The sequence below is a fragment of the Pseudomonas sp. CFBP 13711 genome, from assembly GCF_014842265.1.
Lineage (GTDB): Bacteria > Pseudomonadota > Gammaproteobacteria > Pseudomonadales > Pseudomonadaceae > Aquipseudomonas.
This window is the reverse complement of the sequence record NZ_JACYVI010000015.1, coordinates 145,028-162,433: the sequence shown is the minus strand read 5'-3', so window position 1 is coordinate 162,433 and position 17,406 is coordinate 145,028. Positions and strand designations below refer to the sequence as shown.

Genomic DNA, 17,406 nt, shown 5'->3' with positions numbered 1-17,406 from the left:
TTATCTGCCACCGACCGTTTACGAACGGACGATGGCCTTGAAACCACCTATCGAGGTGTCCGGAATTAGTTGACCACTACAGACGTCACACCGCAAAATCCCTCCTGACACACCGCGCGCTTTTTGTAGGACTGGCTTTAGCCGGGAAGGCATCAGTTGAAGCACCGCAACACCAACCCACCCGTCACCCTGCAATAACGTACAAGACCCCACCCACCCCTGCGCTCTAGATTGGCCTCACATCAACCCCCTCGGAGCCGCCCTCTTGTCCACGTCCACCACCCAACACACCCCCGTCAATTTCGCCCAGAAATACAGCCTGTTCACCGAGCAGTGGCAGCCCAAAGTCATCGCGCAGATGAACGACTACCAGTTCAAGCTGGCGCGGCTGGAAGGGGAGTTTCTCTGGCACAGCCACGCTGACACCGACGAAACCTTCATCGTGATCGAAGGCCGTTTACGCATCGATTTTCGCGACGGTTTCGTCGAGCTCAACGCGGGCGAGCTGTACGTAGTCCCTAAGGGCGTCGAGCACAAACCCTACGCCGAGAGGGAAGTGAAGCTGATGCTGATCGAGCCCAGCGGCGTGATCAACACCGGTGACGACACTAACGAGCGCACCGCGCAGAACGACGTCTGGATCTGATTACGCCTCGGGCGTTGCGGGCTCGGTTTCAGCTTCGGGCGCAGGCAACAAAACCGAAATCAACGCCCTGACCACACCCGGCAGGGCGTCCAGTTCGCGGACCAGAATGCTCCGTTCGCGCACCGCCCATGGCTCGTCGAGCTCGATGGTGACCAGCTCCATCGTCCGGCTGTGCCGCGACGCTGCCGACTCCGGGATCACCCCGATGCCCACCCCGGCTTCCACCATCCGGCATATGGCCTCGAAGCTCGATACCTGAATCCGCAGCGACAGGCTCTGCCCCAGGCGCTCAACGTGATCGCGCAGAAAACTCAGCAGCGTGCTGCCTTCGTGCAGGCCGATGTGCTGGAACGCCAGGGTCTGCTTGAAGGTGACCTGTTTCTCGGCCGCCAGCTCATGGCCCACGGGCACGATCAGTACCAGCCGGTCGGTGCTGAAGTGGATGACCTGCAAACCCGCCGCTTCCACCGGCCCGGCGATGATGCCCATGTCGGTGCTGCCGTCGAGCACGCCGCGCACGATGTCCCGGGACAGACGCTCCTGCAGGTCCACCGTGACGCCGGGCCGTTTCGCCAAAAACCCGGCCAGCACTTCGGGTAGAAACTCGGTGACAGCGGTGGTGTTGGCGAAGATACGAATGTGCCCGGCCGAATCAGTCCCGTAGCGGGTGAACTCGCTTTTCAGATAATCCACCTGGCTCATGATCAGTCGCGCGTGCTTGAGCAGGCGCTGGCCGGCCGGGGTCAGTTCGACGCCGCGGCTGTCGCGGTACAGCAGGCGCGTGCCGAGTTGGCCTTCCAGCGCCTTGATCCGCGCACTGGCCGCCGCAGGGGAGAGAAACGCCCGGCGCGCGCCCTGGGTCAGGCTCGGTGATTCGCCGATATGAATGAAGAGACGCAAGTCAGCCAGGTCGAAATGCATGGGAGGTGTCCGTACGCTGCAGAAGGCGTTCAGCATACCCGAACGCCGCTATACGCAAATGCAAATTCACAGAATGCCGGCGCACTTCCATGATCGGGCCATAACAACAAACCCAGAGGGTTCCCGCCCATGAGCGCTGCAGAGTCATCCGTGGATTTTACGGACTGGATTGGCCGCACCGAACAAGCCCAGGATCATCTGAGCGTAAACCTGATCAAGCGCATCGCAGCCACCTTTGGCGAGCCCACGCCCGCTGTCGGCGACCCGTTGCCGCCGCTGTGGCAGTGGTGCTTTTTTCAAGAGCCGGTGTTTGAAGCGCAACTCGGCGGTGACGGCCACCCGGCCCGTGGCGGCTTTCTTCCCCCCGCGGACAACCGCAACCGCATGTGGGCGGGTGGCCGCGTCGAGTTCATTCAGCCGCTGAAAGTCGGCGCCGATGCCCATCGCCTGTCGACCATCCTGCACATCGAGGAAAAGCACGGCCGTACCGGCTCGCTGCTGTTCGTGACCGTGCGCCACGACTACTCGCAACACGGCGAGCTGTGCTTGCGTGAAGAGCAGGACATCGTTTACCGCGAGCCCAATCCACCCAAGCTCAACAGCGGTGACGCGCCAGAGCAGGGCGAGTGGAGCGAGGTCATTGAGCCGACGCCGACGCTGCTGTTTCGCTACTCCGCCGTGACCTTCAACGGCCACCGCATTCACTACGACTACCCCTACGTCACCGACACCGAGGGCTATTCCGGGCTGGTCGTGCACGGCCCGATGATCGCCACCTTCAACCTGCGCGCATTCATTCGTGCCAACCCCGGTAAGCGCGTGCGGCATTTCGCCTATCGCGGCGTGCGCCCGTTGAACGTGCCTGCTGCCTTCCGCGCCGGTGGGCGAGTCGTCGAGCCGGGCAAGGCGCAGCTGTGGGCCGGCAATGACGCCGGCGTCGCCCAGAGCGCCGAAGTCGTTTTTGACTGAATCCTTCCTTTACACAGCCAGGCGCGCCGATCCCATGGCCGCCGGCCGATGCGAGTGGACACCATGAATCCCTACGAAAACGAAGACCTCAATGCCATCCGTGACGGCGTGCGCGCGCTGTGTGCCCAGTTTCCGGCCGAATACTGGCGCAAGATCGATGAACAGAAAGGCTTCCCGGAAACCTTCGTCAAAGCGCTGACCGATGAGGGCTGGCTGTCGGCGATGATCCCTGAGGAATACGGCGGCTCCGGGCTCGGTTTGGCGGAAGCCTCGGTGATCCTCGAAGAAGTGAACGCCTGTGGTGGTAATTCCGGCACCGTGCACGGCCAGATGTACAACATGTTCACCCTGTTGCGTCACGGCAGCGACGCGCAGAAAAGCTATTACCTGCCCAAACTTGCCAGCGGCGAACTGCGCCTGCAGTCCATGGGCGTGACCGAGCCCAGCACCGGCACCGACACCACCAAGATCAAGACCACGGCGGTGAAGCAGGGCGATAAGTACGTGATTAATGGCCAGAAGGTCTGGATCTCCCGCGTGCAGCATTCCGACCTGATGATCCTCCTGGCGCGCACCACGCCGCTGGCGGAAGTGACGAAAAAGTCCGAAGGCATGTCGATCTTCATCGTCGACCTGCGCGACGCCATCGGCAACGGCCTGACCGTTCAGCCCATCGCCAACATGGTCAACCACGAAACCAACGAACTGTTCTTCGACAACCTCGAACTGCCCGCCGACAGCTTGATTGGCGAGGAAGGCAAAGGGTTCCGCTACATCCTCGACGGCCTCAACGCCGAGCGCACATTGATTGCCGCCGAGTGCATTGGCGACGGCCGCTGGTTCATTGAAAAGTCCGCCGCCTACGCCCGTGATCGCGTGGTGTTTGGCCGCCCGATCGGGCAGAACCAGGGCGTGCAGTTCCCCATCGCCGAAGCGCACATCGAAATCGAAGCGGCGGACCTGATGCGCTGGCGCGCCTGCGAGGAATACGACAGCGGCAAGAACGCCGGTGCCAGCGCCAACATGGCCAAATACCTCGCGGCAAAAGCGTCGTGGGAAGCTGCCAATGCCTGCCTGCAAACCCATGGCGGTTTTGGCTTCGCCTGCGAGTACGACGTGGAGCGCAAATTCCGCGAGACCCGTCTGTATCAGGTGGCGCCGATCTCCACCAACCTGATTCTTTCCTACGTCGCCGAGCACCTGCTCGACCTGCCACGCAGCTTCTGAGGACGCCGAAATGAGCCATACCCAGGCATTGGCGGGTTTTCTCGCCGAGCTGACCTACGAGCAGATTCCCGGCGTCGTGCTGGACCGCACCGAAGACCTGTTCCTCGACTGGATCGGTTCGGCGCTGGCCAGCCAGGGCGCGCGGCCCATCCCGCTGTTTGAGCGCTACGCCGAACGCATGGGCCCGCGAGAGGGCAAGGCGAAGATTCTGGTCAGCGGTCGCGGCACCTCGGCGTACTTCGCCGCGCTGGTCAACGGGGCGTCTTCGCACCTGGTCGAGCAGGATGACCTGCACAACAGCTCGGTGCTGCACCCCGCGACCGTGGTGTTTTCGGCCGTACTGGCAGCGGCTCAGGACCTCGGCAAAACCGGCCAGGATTTATTGCTGGCGTCGGTCGCCGGTTATGAAGCAGGCATCCGCATCGGCGAATTCATGGGCCGCTCCCACTACCGCATCTTCCACACCACCGCGACGGTCGGCACCCTCGCGGCGGCGGTGGGCGTGGGCAAGCTGCTGAACTTCGACAAAGAGCAGTTCATCAACCTGCTGGGCACGGCGGGCACCCAGGCCGCCGGGCTGTGGGAGTTTCTCCGTGACGCGGCGGATTCCAAACAGCTGCACACCGCCAAGGCGGCGGCCGATGGCCTGTTGGCAGCGTACCTCACGGAAGACGGCCTCACCGGCGCGCGCAATATTCTCGAAGGCGATCAGGGCATGGCCGCAGGGATGTCCAGCGACAGCGATCCCGCGAAGCTGTCCGATCGGCTTGGCAGCCGTTGGGCGCTGGTCGAGACGTCGTTCAAGTTTCACGCTTCGTGTCGCCACACCCACCCGGCGGCCGATGCTTTGCTGCACCTGATGCAGCGCGAAGGCCTGCGCCATGAGCAGATCGCCAAGGTGGTCACGCGGGTTCATCAAGGCGCCATTGATGTGCTCGGCCGGGTCGATGTGCCGCAGACCGTGCACCAGGCCAAGTTTTCCATGGGCGCGGTGCTCGGGCTGATCGCCGTTCACGGCAGCGCGCAATTGATCGAATTCCGCGACCTGGCCCTGACCGATGCCGACGTCGCCGCTTTCCGCGAAAAGGTAACGATGGAGCTGGACCCGGAAGTGGATGGCGCCTATCCCGGGCGCTGGTTGGGTCGAGTGATCGTGACCACCACCGATGGCCGCACCCTTAGCGCCGGCATTGATGAGCCGAAAGGCGATCCGGGCAACACCCTGTCGCGGCCTGAGCTGGAAGACAAGTTTCAGCGCCTGCTGGCGTTCTCCGGCGCACGCACGGTGGAGCAGGGCACGGCATTGATTCAGCGGGTCTGGCAGCTGCGCGATGCGCGCGATTTGGTCAATTTGATTTAAGGCGAACGCCAACCCTTGTAGGAGTGAGCTTGCTCGCGATTGCAGTGTGTCAGCCCCATCAGCCCTGACTGACAAAATGCTATCGCGAGCAAGCTCACTCCTACAGGGGATTTGAAGAGGTTTACGAACATGACTCAACAACCCCCGCGTCCTCTGGACGGCATCACCGTCGTCAGCCTCGAGCACGCCATCGCGGCGCCGTTCTGCACCCGTCAACTGGCGGATCTGGGCGCCCGCGTGATCAAGATCGAGCGCCCCGGCGTCGGCGATTTCGCCCGCGGCTACGACCAGCGCGTCGACGGCCTGGCCTCGCATTTCGTCTGGACCAACCGCTCCAAGGAAAGCCTGACCCTGGACCTCAAGCAGGACGAGGCCGGCGACATTCTTCAATCGCTGCTCGCCAAGGCCGACGTGCTGGTGCAGAACCTGGCACCCGGCGCCGCTGCACGCATGGGCTTGTCGTTCGACGCCCTGCACGAACGCTTCCCGCGCCTGATCGTCTGCGACATTTCCGGCTACGGCGAAGGCGGGCCCTACGAGAAGAAGAAGGCCTACGACCTGTTGATCCAGAGCGAGGGCGGCTTTTTGTCGGTCACCGGAGGCCCTGGCGAAGACGAGATGGCCAAGGCCGGTTGTTCCATCGCCGATATCGCTGCCGGCATGTACGCCTACACCGGGATTCTGTCGGCGCTGATGCTGCGGGACAAGACCGGAGAGGGCAGCCGCATCGACGTCAGCATGCTGGAAAGCCTGGTGGAGTGGATGGGCTACCCGATGTATTACGCCTACAACGGCGCGCCGCCACCGCCACGGGCCGGTGCGTCCCACTCGACGATCTATCCTTACGGGCCGTTTCCCACCGGCGGCGGTGGCACGATCATGCTGGGGCTGCAGAACGAACGCGAATGGGCGCTGTTCTGCGAAAAGGTCCTGCTCGATCCGGCGCTGGCCACCGACGAGCGCTTTTCGGCGAATTTCAAACGCTCGGAAAACCGTGAGGTGCTGCGGCAGATCATCGTCGACGGCTTCGCGTCCTTGAGCGTCGATGACGTGGTGGCCCGTCTGGAAGACGCGCAAATCGCCAATGCGCGGGTCAACGACATGCAAGGCGTCTGGGACCACCCGCAGCTCAAGGCCCGCGATCGCTGGCGCGAAGTTGATAGCCCGTCCGGCCCGCTGCCGTCGCTGCTGCCGCCGGGCCATAACACTGCGTTCACACCGCGCATGGACGGCGTGCCGGGATTGGGCCAGCACACCGGCAGCATCCTCGGCGAGCTGGGGTTTTCGGCGGAAGACCAGGCGCGGATGGCGGCGGGCGGAGTGGTCTAGCGCCTGTTTCTGCAAAAGGCTCTTTTGCGCGGCGCACCCCTTCCTACAGGACACCCTCAGGACACCGACATGGCTCACACCCTCATCCGCTCCGCTCTGTTCGTCCCCGGCAGTCGCCCCGATCGTTTTGCCAAAGCGCTGGCGGCCGGCGCCGATGCGGTCATCGTTGATTTCGAAGACGCCGTCGAAGAACCCCTCAAGCGCCAGGCCCGGGACAATCTCGCGACCTTCCTGAACGACAACCCCCAAGCCTCTGTGTGGGTGCGGGTTAATGCGCCGACTCATGCCGAACACGCCGATGATCTAGGGTTTTGCCGACACCACTCGGGCGTCGCCGGGGTGCTGCTGCCGAAGGTCGAAAGCGCTGCTCACGTCGCGGCGGTCTGGCAGACCGGCAAACCGGTCCTGCCGATCATCGAAAGCGCCAAGGGCCTGCTGGCCCTGGAGCAGATCGCCCGTGCCCAGGGTGTCGAGCGTTTGTCGTTTGGCGGGCTCGACCTGGCGCTGGACCTGAACCTCAACAGCGGCACCCACGCCGCGCAGATGTTTCTCGATCAGGCGCGGATGTCGGTGCAACTGCATTCACGAGGCGCGGATTTGCTGCCACCGCTGGACGGTGTGCACCCGGCCATTGGCGACCCCCAAGGCCTGCACCGCGCCATTCGCCACGCCTACGACATGGGGTACGGCGGCGCGCTGTGCATCCATCCCGCCCAGGTGCCGGTGATCCATGCCGCTCTGACCCCCAGCGCTGATGACCTGAACTGGGCACAAAAGGTCATCAAGGCTAGCGCGGCGGCCAAGGGGGCAGGTGCGTTTCAGCTGGAAGGACAAATGGTCGACGCGCCGGTGCTGCTCAGGGCTCAACGGTTGTTGGCGCTGGCGGCAGGGTAAGTCCCATCTCCGGCGATCGCGTTAACGCGTTATCGCGTTCATCAACCCCGAACGCCGGCTTACACAAATGCTGATTCTCTAAACACCGGGGCTTCGTCATCGTGGGTTTGCACTATGCTCATGCGCTCCACCTGCTCCTTCAAACATAAGCTCCTACAAAAATAAAAAGGTGATATCGATGTTGAAGCTGACCCAAGCGCTCTTCTGCGCGGCTGCGGTGTCTATGGCCGGCCTTGCACAGGCCGCTGACCCGATCACGATCAAGTTCGCCCACGTGGTGGCGGAAAACACGCCGAAGGGGCAGGGCGCGCTGCTTTTCCAGAAGATGGTCGCCGCCGACCCGGCCTTGAAGGACAAGGTCAAAGTCGAGGTCTATCCCAACTCTTCGCTGTTCGGTGACGGCAAGGAAATGGAAGCCCTGCTGCTCGGCGACGTGCAGATGCTGGCGCCGTCCCTGGCGAAATTCGAGCAGTACACCAAGAAAGTGCAGATCTTCGACCTGCCGTTCCTGTTCAACGACCTCGCCGCCGTTGACCGCTTCCAGCAGGGCCCTCAAGGCAAAGCGCTGCTGACCGCAATGGACGACAAGGGCATTCATGGTTTGGCCTATTGGCACAACGGCCTCAAGCAACTGTCCGCCAACAAAAAGCTGGTTGAACCGAAAGATGCCCGTGGCCTGAAGTTCCGCGTTCAAGCCTCCAGCGTGCTCGAAGCCCAATTCGTCGCCCTGCACGCCAACCCGCGCAAGATGAGCTTCGCCGAGGTCTATCAGGGCCTGCAGACCGGCACCGTCAACGGCACCGAAAACACCTGGTCGAACTACGAAAGCCAGAAGGTCAACGAGGTGCAGCCGTTCTTCACAGAGTCCAACCATGGCCTAATCGACTACATGGTGATCACCAACTCCAAGTTCTGGAACGGCCTGCCGGCGGATGTGCGTGACGAACTGCAAAAGATCATCGATCAGGTCACCGTCGAGGTGAACAAGCAGGCCGAAGCGCTGAACCAGACGGCCAAGCAGAAAATCATCGATTCCAAAACCAGCGAAATCGTGACGCTCACCCCCGAGCAGCGCGCCAAATGGCGTGACGTCATGAAGCCGGTCTGGGACAAATTCTCCGAAGAAATCGGTGCTGACCTGATCAAGGCCGCCGACGATTCGAACAAGGCGCCTTGAGCCCTTCCTACGCTTCTCGATACAGACCGTGACGGCCCGGCGGCCACCCGTTTCGCGGGTGGTCTGCCTCCACGGCCGTCGCTCTGCCCGGCTACATTCGGCTTCGTTCGGAGAATGCTTATGCACCCGCTGACGCGACTCTGGGAGCATCTGGAGGAGGGCATCATTGCCTTCCTGCTGGCTGCCATGACCCTCGTGACTTTCGTCTACGTGGCGTTGAACAACATCTACACCCTGTTTTATTCCCTCAGCGATCAATGGACGGTGAGCAGCGACTTTTTCGCCGCCATCGGCGACCACCTGATGGGCTACGCCCAAGGCATGACCTGGAGCGTGGCGCTGACCAAAGCGCTGTTTGGCTGGCTGATCTTCTTCGGGATTTCCTACGGCGTGCGCACGGCGGGCCACCTGGGGGTCGACGCGCTGGTCAAGAAAACCAGCAAGCCGGTTCAGCGAATTCTGGCGATGCTGGCCTGTGCCTGCTGCCTGGCGTACGCCGGTCTGTTCCTCGTTGCCAGTTACAAGTGGGTGTCAGCGCTGTTCGTGGCCGGCATCGGTGCCGAAGACCTGGATCGTTACGGCATCAAGGTCGCGTACATCGCGGTCATCGTGCCGATCGGCTTTGCTCTGGTTATCGCCCGTTACCTGGAAATCCTCTACCGCATCTGGACGCACCGGCAGACCGGGCTGGGTCTGGCCGATGAAGCGGCTGAAGCGAGCAAACTCGCCAACCCTGCCGAGGAGCAGCACTGATGACCGTTATCTGCCTGTTCCTGCTGCTGTTCGTTTTCATGTTCCTGGGTGTGCCCATCGCCATTTCCCTGGGCTTGTCCGGGGCCGTTTCGATCCTGCTGTTCAGCCCGGACTCGTTGAGTTCGCTGGCGATCAAACTGTTCGAAACCTCCGACAGCTACACCTTTCTGGCGATCCCGTTCTTCCTGTTGTCTGGCGCCTTCATGACCACGGGCGGGGTCGCGCAGCGGCTGATCGATTTTGCCAACGCCTGCGTCGGCCACATTCGCGGCGGCCTGGCGATTGCGGCGGTGCTGGCGTGCATGCTGTTTGCGGCGCTGTCCGGTTCATCGCCCGCGACCGTTGCAGCCGTGGGTTCGATAGCCGTCGCCGGCATGGTGCGCTCCGGTTACCCGAAGGCATTCGGCGCGGGCATCATCTGCAACGCCGGTACGCTGGGCATTCTGATTCCGCCTTCGATCGTGATGGTGGTCTACGCCGCTGCAACGGAAACCTCGGTCGGCAAGCTGTTCATTGCCGGTGTGGTGCCCGGGATTCTGCTCGGCGTGATCCTGATGGTGGTGATCTACATCGTCGCCCGGGTCAAGAAACTCCCGGCCCAGCCACGGGTCACGTTCCGCCAATGGCTGCACACAGCGCAACGGGCGTTCTGGGGCCTGATGCTGCTGGTCATCATCCTCGGCGGGATCTACAGCGGCATGTTCACCCCGACCGAAGCCGCGGCGGTGGCGGCGGTGTATTCGGCGTTCATCGCGCTGTTCGTCTACAAGGACATGAGCTTCAAGGACTGCCCGATGGTGCTGCTGGAGTCGGGCCGGCTGTCGATCATGCTGATGTTCATCATCGCCAACGCCATGCTGTTTGCCCACGTTCTGACCACAGAGCAAATCCCACAGCAGATTACCGCGTGGGTCATCTCCGAAGGCCTGACTCCGATCGGCTTCCTGATCATGGTGAACATTGTGTTGCTGGTCGCGGGCAGCTTCATGGAGCCGTCGGCAATCATCCTGATCCTGGCGCCGATCTTCTTCCCGATCGCGATGAAGCTCGGCATTGATCCGATTCACCTGGGCATCGTCATGGTGGTCAACATGGAGATCGGACTGGTCCACCCGCCGGTGGGGCTCAATCTGTTCGTGACGTCTGCGGTGACGGGCCTGACGTTGGGCGAGACCATTCGCGCAGCGTTGCCGTGGCTGTCGATCCTGCTGGTGTTCCTGCTGCTGGTGACGTACGTGCCGTACATTTCGCTGGCGCTGCCGAACTGGTTGGGGATGCCATGATTCATGGCGTGGCTGAATGCGCTTAAGATCAAGATCACAAGCGTCTGCCTAGGGGCAGACGTTTCGCCTTCGGCGAGTTACTTGGAAAAGCACCCCAAGTAACCAAGGGTGCCTGCTCTTGGTTGGGCCCTTCGTTCCTCAGGGTTCCCTCACTCCGACGACGCTCCGTGGGCCCGCCGCCATCCGCCATCCATGGCGGGGGGCGGCTCTCGCGGCATCCATGCCGCTCGGCCCACTGCGCGTCGTCTGCGTTCGGCCTGCACCCAAGTCGCGATTGGCGGCGTCTGAGCTTTCTGTGCATGAAGATCAAGATCAACAGCAGATCAAGATCAACAGCAGATCAAGATCAACAGCAGATCACGATCATGGGCAGATCAAGGGAGATCAAACGCTGAGGACTTGTAGGAGTGAGCTTGCTCGCGAAGGGGTCGGTACATTCACCGGATTTTTGGTGTTTGGAATACAGCATTCGCGAGCAAGCTCGCTCCCACAGGCAGGGGGCGATCAGCAAAATTGTTGGCGCCTGGACTGGCCTCTTCCCGGCTAAAGCCGGTCCCACTAAAAGCAACCTTTGCAGTCAGCGCGATTGGCTCTTGTAGGACCGGCTTCAGCCGGGAAGCCCTTGATCTGCTTAAACCCGCTTTTGATCTTCGTACACAAAAAGTCCAGACACTGCCAATCGCGACTTGGGTGCAGGCTGAACGCAGGTCTCGTGGAGTGGGTCGAGCCGCATGGATGCGGCGAGAGCGCCGTCAGGGCATGGATGCCCGTTCGGCGCGGGCCCACGGAGCGAGACCGGAGTGAAGGTACCCTGACGAAGGAAGGGCCCAACCAGGAGCAGGCACTTTTGCTTACTTTTGGTGCTTTTCAAAAGTAAGTCGCCGAAGGCGAAATGTCTGCCGTTAGGCAGACGCTCTTGATCTCTACAACAGACAATTCGGTTTTCCAACAGACGAAAAAAATCCGCGCTGCCTCGGGGAGAACAGCGCGGATCTTTGATCAATCACTCAATCAATGCACAAACAGTGCAATCAAAATAATGATCGGGATTGGAATGCCGAGGAACCACAGAAGTAGTGAACGCATGATGACTCTCCTTAATCAGCGAATGCTGGAAGTAGTGGAATAAGCACGGGTTTCGACATACGTCACCGCATCACGGCGACGACCACCCCAGATGGCGGCAAGGCTGGCCACGAACGCACCGCACAGCAGCGAAACGAATGTCCACAGCGAAGCCGTTGCAGCGGCTTTGGCGGCAGCATCGGCAGCCTGTTGAGCTTTCAGCTTGGCATCGGCAACAGCTTGCTTGGCCTGACCGTAAACCTGATCAACACGCGCCTGGGCATCGGCCTGGCTCAGGTTGGTACGCTGAGCGACCAGCTGTGCCAGATAGGTACGGTCTTCCGGAGCCAGCTGACCATCGTTGGCCATCGTCTTGGTGAAGATACGCACCACCACGCCGTGGGCAGCATCATCGCTGACAGCAGCAGGACGATCATCGCGGAACAGCGAATCGATGTAGTAACCGTATTGGTCACTGCTGGTATTGCCCGCTGCAGAACCGGCCGCAGTGGCGGCAGTACCTGCAACACCGGCAACCGCGGTAGCACCGGCTTTCACGCCGCTGCCGACGATGCCGCTGACCGAACCGACGATCAACACGGCGGCCACCAGCGTAGCGACAGCCCACGACAGGAACCCGTGTGCGGTGTCACGGAAGTAGACTTCGTCACCGTGCATGTTGGCCCATTTGACGCGCAGACGACCGGCGAGGTAACCGCCAAGACCGGATGCCACGATCTGCGTCAGCGCCAGCCAGACAACCGTCGAGATACCGATGGTCTTGGCGCTCGCGCCTTCGTTGGCCCAGGGCGACATCGCCGAGAAACCAAGACCCGAACCCAGCAGAACCAGGATAAGGGACAACGCGGCGGCACCGGCGGCGCCAGCAAAGATGGCTCCCCAGGACACGCCCGAGACCGAGGAGGACTCTTCTACAGCGGCAGGATAAGAATCAGGTGAGACGTTCATTGTGCTGCTCCGTGCGAATGATGTTGTGCTTCTCCCCATTACGGTGCACTGCCTGTGCCAGCTACGGATTCAAATAAAAACTCTTAAAAATCAATGACCTGTAAATTCAGTTATCTAGAGAGGCCGTGCAAAATGCATGAACGTCCCAAAAGTGCGGATGCGTTCTGCCCGGTGACGGGATTTCCATGGCTGTCAGAGGTTTGCGACAATCTTCTGCGACGGATTCCGTCAATGCGCAACATTCCGGCACATTTATGCCTGGATGGTGTCTTATAACGTCAGCCCCGCAGGTTGACAGCTATAGTCCGCCCACAGCCCCTGTTTCTTCGAGAGGTAACCCAGCATGTTTGTCCATCGCCCCCTGGAAGAAAAAGACGTCCCTTTCATCTGCGACATGCCTCAGAGCATTGACGAGCTCTTCTATATGTTTCCCAAGGCGGTGTTCCCGCTGACACCGGAGCAGCTCAATGAATCCATCGCGCAGCGCTCGGACAACACCGTTATTGAACTGGACGGCCAAGTGGTAGGATTCGCCAACTTCTCCCGCTATGACTTCAGAGGCCGTTGCTCCATGGGCAACGTGATTATCGACCCGCGCTTTCGCTCCAAGGGCGTTGGCCGCTACATGATTGGCTGCATGATGGAACTGGCGTTCGGCAAACATGAAGCGGCGGAACTGACCGCTTCCTGCTTCAACCATAACGTTCCCGGATTGCTCTTCTACCCCAAGCTAGGATTCAAACCCTTCGCCATTGAAGAGCGTCAGGACAAAAAGGGCGCTCGCGTTGCTCTCATTCATCTCAAGTTGCCACGCAGCTGATCCCATCAGCAAATAACGTCACTCGTCGGGCTGCCCAAGGACGCCCGACGAATGGCTGAGCGCATGCTCGCCGCCTGATCGTGTCGATTGATCCACTGACCCCGCTAGTTAAACGATTAACGGGGAAGGTTCTATTCCGATGAATCGATTTTGCTCGGCCAACCTGTGTCTGGCGCAATTGAGTGCGGGCAATCGCGGTTGTTTGCTTCACTTTGGGGCGCGGCGTATAACTTGGATATTCCTGTTTGCCGAATGGCAGGCAGGCACGGGAAACATTTCCAGCGTCCTGGAAGTGGTTACTTATAGTCAGGCGAGTGGCTGAACGCATCACCCAGTCCTGCCTGTGGAGGATTGACGATGATTGCCTGTACGCTCTCTAATCTTGAACTGCGCAGCATCATAGAAAGTGCGTTTCTGCCTCTGCGCTGCAACTGCACGGTGCTGGAGGATGTGATGACGGTTGAAGTCATCGACCCCGTCACCGAGCACGTCGAATTGTTCGCTTCCAATATTGCCCTGGATTCCCTCGATAACAGCCACGCCTTGTGCGTACTGATTCGAGATCTCCAGGCCGAGCTCGAAAGCGCCAGGCATTACCCCCATGCATTGGCGGGGTGAGCGCGGGGCTCTAGCAATAATCGCCATTCGGCCTTATGTTGGTCTGTATCGGCCCAAAGCGGCCAGGCGGGATATTGAGGATTTGCATGGCGCACGCGCAACCCGGGATCGAGGTGATACGAGAGCAGGAACGAGTGGCGCCTCTGCGCCGCCGTCGCAAGGTCATGATCGGCGTCGGCTGCCTGCTGGGGATTGTTGTGGTGGGCGCGGCGACGATCGTCACGATGCTGGAGCATCTGGAGACGCGAAATGCCAGCTTCCGGCCGCCTATGACATCCCTGGAGCGACAACAGCTTCTTCCCGCCGAGCCGGTGCTGGAAGTCAAACCCCAAGTAGAAGGCCTGCGCTACGGCGCCGCAATCGCGCCCGCAGGTCAGCCGGAGAGCGGCACGTCCGCTACGTCAGAAGAGGCGTCTGCCTCCGCAGCGGCGCTGCTCTTCAGCTCACCACCACTGACGCCTGCACCGCTGAGCCCCTCAGCGCTGGGTGCTTCAGAGACTCGATCCAGCAAACCGCTGGGCATCGCTCAGGCCATTCACGTGCACATCGGCCAGCAGTAATCCTACCTTTCTCAATGCATCCGGCGACGGTGCTCGTTTTCGAAGAGCAGTTTGAACTGCTCTTCGCCGTTGTCTTGAACCGCATAGTGTTCTCGCACAGGCCCTGCTTCCATGCGTCCATCCATCGCAACGCGAATGATCGCTGACTTGTGCAAATAATCCGGCACGTCGCCGATGATCGTCAGCTCGCGCAGGCTGTGACCGTCATGTTCGATGGTGGCCAGTCGCACTCGGCAGGTGGCCTGCATGGGAATAGGGCCAAACAGCGTATCTCGCGAATAATCAATTTCGGCAATGCTGGACCGACGGTTTTTATCAGCATTCATCAGGGTCACCTCTCTGTCCGTGGGAAAGTGCTCAGCATGACAATGGAGACATGCCAGGGCGGAATAGTTCTCATCGCCGCTCACGATAATTCTCCATTCATCGGATACGCCAGAGAGTGCCTCTGCTCTTCAAGGGGAAGTAAATGTATATGAAGCTGAAAAACTTCTGACGTCAATAAACGCTGCAAGACGTCCCCGGTGATTGGCAACTGCAACTAAGGATGACGCTTACCCCAATGCCTTATTGCGAATAAGAGCACTTATCCATCGGCGACCTGAGTTTTGCAGCTAAATTGCCAAGCCTTCTTATTTTATAAATACATGGGTCTCTGATGAGGCGACGTAATAATGGCGTCATATTTGCTAATTCCTTTAAAAACAATGAGTTATGTCTCCAGTTAGGCTGATGCAGCGTTTTCTCAAAAAATTGACACTTCATCTAATCCCTGCAAACATCACGTTACGTTTTCAACTTAGATAACCCCGCGCTTAGTGCAAGCGCCCGATACTTCTCGTTTCAGGATTATTCCCTTTAGACGCGCGATGAGCTGGCGGTAGCGTCCTTCTAAGAAACCTGACGAAGGGAAGCCTCAACAGGTGGCGACCGGCCGGCTCATGAAACGAGCTGCTGCCCCGAAAGCGGCGTCCCAGAGCCTGCGCCAATCGATCGACCTCGCGTCGGTCATCCGACCCTTTATCACCACCGACGTGATGCAAATCACTGCGGTAGTCGTGTCTGCCAGAAGTGCAGTAGTTCAGTCATTGCTCATTTATTTTTCAACTTGAAAGTCCAGACATCGCTTCAGCGGTAGCGGTTGAACGCCCACATAAGTGGGGCGGTTTATAACGCACGTGGCGATACGGTAACGACCCAGCGTGGAGTGATAGTTATGCAAGGAGATCATCTGGAAACCGTTTGCGGTTGCGTAGTAGGAGGTGCCGGACCTGCGGGGATGGGACTGCTTTTCAACGCCTTGAAAAGTGGCGCCATGCCAGAACTGGCCAAGGAAGGTTTAATCATTGTCGACGCCAGTCCCACGCCGGGCACGGGCCGTTTGGGCGATTACCGGATCACCGCCAACTCAGTGGGCGATGTGTTCCTTGATTGTCTGCGCGACCCGGCTTTGCGTGATGTATTCGAACCTCTCGAGCATTCGCCCGCCTACTGGCGCATCCGTCGTCAGGCGCAAAGCGCGCCGCAGTTGGCGGACGTCGCTGAACTGCTGGCGGAAGCCTCGAAGCTGGTGCTCGACTTTATCGTCGAGCGCTACGGCGTGAAGCTATGGAGCAGCACAACGATTACCGAGATCGTGCGCGAAGGTGACGATTACCAAGTGTGGGTCGAGTCCGAAGGCCGCAGTCGGCGTATTCGCAGCCGCTCCGTCGTCCTCAATCTGGGCGGCTGGCAGGACCCGCAGCACCTGCTCGACAGCCTGGCGGATCAAGGCCTCGCGGTACCACCTTCCGCGCGGATCGAGAGCGCCGACGCACTGCTGAGAATGAACGCCGTGCAACTGCGCCACCTCTTCGCGACCACGCTGGCGTCCAAGGGCCGTGTGTGCGTCGTGGGTGGCTCCCACAGCGCGTTCTCGGTGCTGGAAAACCTGGCCGACGCGCTGGAATTCGCCGGCCTGGAGGAAGTGACGCTGGTCCACCGTTCGCCGATCCGCCTGTTTTATGAAACCGCTCAGGCCGCGCTGGACGCCGGCTATGCCTTCGATGCGGCCAGGGATGTCTGCCCGGTTTCGGGTCGGGTCAACCGCTCGGGCGGTTTGCGCTACCGGGCGCTGGACGTGGGCCGTGAAGCCCTGTCCAAAGGCCAGATCGGCAAGACCGGCGTCCGCGTGCAGTTGCTGCAGACCCATCAGGGCCCGGCCGATCAGTTCGAGCGCGCCCGTCAGGCGCTGGCGGAAGCCGACATTGTCGTGCAGTGCACCGGTTATCAGCCGGTGCTGCCGGCATTGAGTCATGCCGGGGGGGAGGCCATCACGCTGATGGAGGTCAAGGGCGGACTGGATTCCGACCCGTCGGGCTGTCCGCTGGATGCCAGCGGTCAGCGCCTGCACGGCCTGCACCTGTTCGGCCTGGGGGCAGGGCTGGGGGTTGATCCGCGACTGGGGAGCGAAGCGTCGTTTGACGGCCGCATCTACGGCGTCTGGCAGTTCCATCACGACGCCAGCGGCGTGGTGATCGACTCGGTCCTGACCCGCTTGCAGACCCCGGCCGTGCAGCCCATCCCTGCTGCGCCACGGCTGGTGTCCAGTCGCAGCGAAGAACGCCTGCCATTCCTTTGGCCAGTGCTGGTTAACGCGCAGTCCTGATGCTCCTTGCAACACCCGAATCCCGGCGCTCCTTTGGTTAGGCAGCCCGGGATTTTTTTTGCCCGTGATGCCGTCGCGCAAACTAGATGTTGGCCGCCATATAAGCAGTTCGCCAGAGTCCGGCCGCTGATCTATTCTGCTTGCCTGACCCTCGGCGTTGCATCGAAC

General features: G+C 60.7%; 16 protein-coding genes. 13 read left to right on the top strand and 3 right to left on the bottom strand.

Translation table 11 applies throughout. The features are described from left to right. Window positions 1–265 precede the first annotated feature (265 nt). Complete coding sequence (locus IFT47_RS23510) at window positions 266–646, top strand: cupin domain-containing protein (RefSeq protein WP_197984105.1); 381 nt, start codon at window positions 266–268, stop codon at window positions 644–646. On the opposite strand, the gene IFT47_RS23505 is transcribed toward IFT47_RS23510, so the two are convergent. After that, the gene (locus IFT47_RS23505) at window positions 647–1,567 is read right to left on the bottom strand and encodes a LysR family transcriptional regulator (RefSeq protein ID WP_192174353.1); all 921 of its coding nucleotides are present in this window, start codon (window positions 1,565–1,567) and stop codon (window positions 647–649) included. A gap of 129 nt (window positions 1,568–1,696) precedes the next feature. On the opposite strand from IFT47_RS23505, the gene IFT47_RS23500 reads away from it, so the two are divergent. The 8 genes from IFT47_RS23500 (at window position 1,697) to dctM (ending at window position 10,559) form a co-directional block, all read left to right on the top strand. After that, a complete protein-coding gene (locus IFT47_RS23500; RefSeq protein ID WP_192174352.1) occupies window positions 1,697–2,536 on the top strand; it encodes an FAS1-like dehydratase domain-containing protein in 840 nt (279 codons plus the stop codon). A gap of 63 nt (window positions 2,537–2,599) precedes the next feature. Continuing rightward, the gene (locus IFT47_RS23495; RefSeq protein ID WP_192174351.1) at window positions 2,600–3,763 is read left to right on the top strand and encodes an acyl-CoA dehydrogenase family protein; all 1,164 of its coding nucleotides are present in this window, start codon (window positions 2,600–2,602) and stop codon (window positions 3,761–3,763) included. Between the two features lie 10 nt (window positions 3,764–3,773). Further along, window positions 3,774–5,123 (top strand): MmgE/PrpD family protein, encoded by a 1,350-nt coding sequence (locus IFT47_RS23490; RefSeq protein WP_192174350.1) that lies wholly within the window; start codon window positions 3,774–3,776, stop codon window positions 5,121–5,123. 129 nt (window positions 5,124–5,252) lie between these two features. After that, complete coding sequence (locus tag IFT47_RS23485; RefSeq protein ID WP_192174349.1) at window positions 5,253–6,452, top strand: CaiB/BaiF CoA transferase family protein; 1,200 nt, start codon at window positions 5,253–5,255, stop codon at window positions 6,450–6,452. A 69-nt stretch (window positions 6,453–6,521) separates the two neighbouring features. Next, window positions 6,522–7,346, top strand: coding sequence for an HpcH/HpaI aldolase/citrate lyase family protein (locus IFT47_RS23480; protein WP_192174348.1), 825 nt, complete (start codon window positions 6,522–6,524; stop codon window positions 7,344–7,346). A gap of 178 nt (window positions 7,347–7,524) precedes the next feature. Beyond that, window positions 7,525–8,523: a TRAP transporter substrate-binding protein gene (locus IFT47_RS23475; RefSeq protein ID WP_192174347.1), complete on the top strand. Its 999-nt coding sequence runs from the start codon at window positions 7,525–7,527 to the stop codon at window positions 8,521–8,523. Window positions 8,524–8,643: 120 nt separating this feature from the next. Further along, window positions 8,644–9,276, top strand: coding sequence for a TRAP transporter small permease (locus IFT47_RS23470; protein WP_192174346.1), 633 nt, complete (start codon window positions 8,644–8,646; stop codon window positions 9,274–9,276). Beyond that, entirely contained in the window at window positions 9,276–10,559 is a 1,284-nt protein-coding gene (gene dctM / locus IFT47_RS23465; protein WP_192174345.1) for a C4-dicarboxylate TRAP transporter large permease protein DctM, read from the top strand. The genes IFT47_RS23470 and dctM overlap by 1 nt, the downstream gene beginning before the upstream one ends. A gap of 1,101 nt (window positions 10,560–11,660) precedes the next feature. Here dctM and IFT47_RS23460 read toward each other — a convergent pair. Then, window positions 11,661–12,593 (bottom strand): hypothetical protein, encoded by a 933-nt coding sequence (locus tag IFT47_RS23460; RefSeq protein WP_192174344.1) that lies wholly within the window; start codon window positions 12,591–12,593, stop codon window positions 11,661–11,663. 343 nt (window positions 12,594–12,936) lie between these two features. Here IFT47_RS23460 and IFT47_RS23455 point away from each other — a divergent pair, with 343 nt between their 5' ends. The 3 genes from IFT47_RS23455 to IFT47_RS23445 all read left to right on the top strand — a co-directional run bounded on the left by IFT47_RS23455 (window position 12,937) and on the right by IFT47_RS23445 (window position 14,591). Continuing rightward, on the top strand, window positions 12,937–13,413 hold the full coding sequence (locus IFT47_RS23455; RefSeq protein WP_192174343.1) for a GNAT family N-acetyltransferase: 477 nt from the start codon (window positions 12,937–12,939) through the stop codon (window positions 13,411–13,413). Between the two features lie 357 nt (window positions 13,414–13,770). Further along, on the top strand, window positions 13,771–14,031 hold the full coding sequence (locus IFT47_RS23450; RefSeq protein ID WP_192174342.1) for a DUF1652 domain-containing protein: 261 nt from the start codon (window positions 13,771–13,773) through the stop codon (window positions 14,029–14,031). Between the two features lie 134 nt (window positions 14,032–14,165). After that, window positions 14,166–14,591, top strand: a complete 426-nt coding sequence (locus IFT47_RS23445) for a hypothetical protein (RefSeq protein WP_192174341.1) — start codon at window positions 14,166–14,168, stop codon at window positions 14,589–14,591. A gap of 11 nt (window positions 14,592–14,602) precedes the next feature. On the opposite strand, the gene IFT47_RS23440 is transcribed toward IFT47_RS23445, so the two are convergent. After that, entirely contained in the window at window positions 14,603–15,001 is a 399-nt protein-coding gene (locus IFT47_RS23440) for a hypothetical protein (RefSeq protein WP_192174340.1), read from the bottom strand. Window positions 15,002–15,870: 869 nt separating this feature from the next. Between IFT47_RS23440 and IFT47_RS23435 the strand changes: the two genes are divergently transcribed. Continuing rightward, the gene (locus IFT47_RS23435) at window positions 15,871–17,238 is read left to right on the top strand and encodes a pyridine nucleotide-disulfide oxidoreductase (RefSeq protein WP_407073256.1); all 1,368 of its coding nucleotides are present in this window, start codon (window positions 15,871–15,873) and stop codon (window positions 17,236–17,238) included. Window positions 17,239–17,406 lie beyond the last annotated feature (168 nt).

Excerpts from the sequence above, each read along its gene's own strand:
- IFT47_RS23485 (WP_192174349.1), top strand. The coding sequence starts at position 5,253 with ATGACTCAACAACCCCCGCGTCCTCTGGACGGCATCACCGTCGTCAGC.
- IFT47_RS23490 (WP_192174350.1), top strand. The coding sequence starts at position 3,774 with ATGAGCCATACCCAGGCATTGGCGGGTTTTCTCGCCGAGCTGACCTAC.
- IFT47_RS23495 (WP_192174351.1), top strand. The coding sequence starts at position 2,600 with ATGAATCCCTACGAAAACGAAGACCTCAATGCCATCCGTGACGGCGTG.
- IFT47_RS23475 (WP_192174347.1), top strand. The coding sequence starts at position 7,525 with ATGTTGAAGCTGACCCAAGCGCTCTTCTGCGCGGCTGCGGTGTCTATG.
- IFT47_RS23435 (WP_407073256.1), top strand. The coding sequence starts at position 15,871 with ATGGGACTGCTTTTCAACGCCTTGAAAAGTGGCGCCATGCCAGAACTG.
- IFT47_RS23500 (WP_192174352.1), top strand. The coding sequence starts at position 1,697 with ATGAGCGCTGCAGAGTCATCCGTGGATTTTACGGACTGGATTGGCCGC.
- IFT47_RS23505 (WP_192174353.1), bottom strand. The coding sequence starts at position 1,567 with ATGCATTTCGACCTGGCTGACTTGCGTCTCTTCATTCATATCGGCGAA.
- IFT47_RS23450 (WP_192174342.1), top strand. The coding sequence starts at position 13,771 with ATGATTGCCTGTACGCTCTCTAATCTTGAACTGCGCAGCATCATAGAA.
- IFT47_RS23455 (WP_192174343.1), top strand. The coding sequence starts at position 12,937 with ATGTTTGTCCATCGCCCCCTGGAAGAAAAAGACGTCCCTTTCATCTGC.
- IFT47_RS23470 (WP_192174346.1), top strand. The coding sequence starts at position 8,644 with ATGCACCCGCTGACGCGACTCTGGGAGCATCTGGAGGAGGGCATCATT.
- IFT47_RS23460 (WP_192174344.1), bottom strand. The coding sequence starts at position 12,593 with ATGAACGTCTCACCTGATTCTTATCCTGCCGCTGTAGAAGAGTCCTCC.
- dctM (WP_192174345.1), top strand. The coding sequence starts at position 9,276 with ATGACCGTTATCTGCCTGTTCCTGCTGCTGTTCGTTTTCATGTTCCTG.
- IFT47_RS23480 (WP_192174348.1), top strand. The coding sequence starts at position 6,522 with ATGGCTCACACCCTCATCCGCTCCGCTCTGTTCGTCCCCGGCAGTCGC.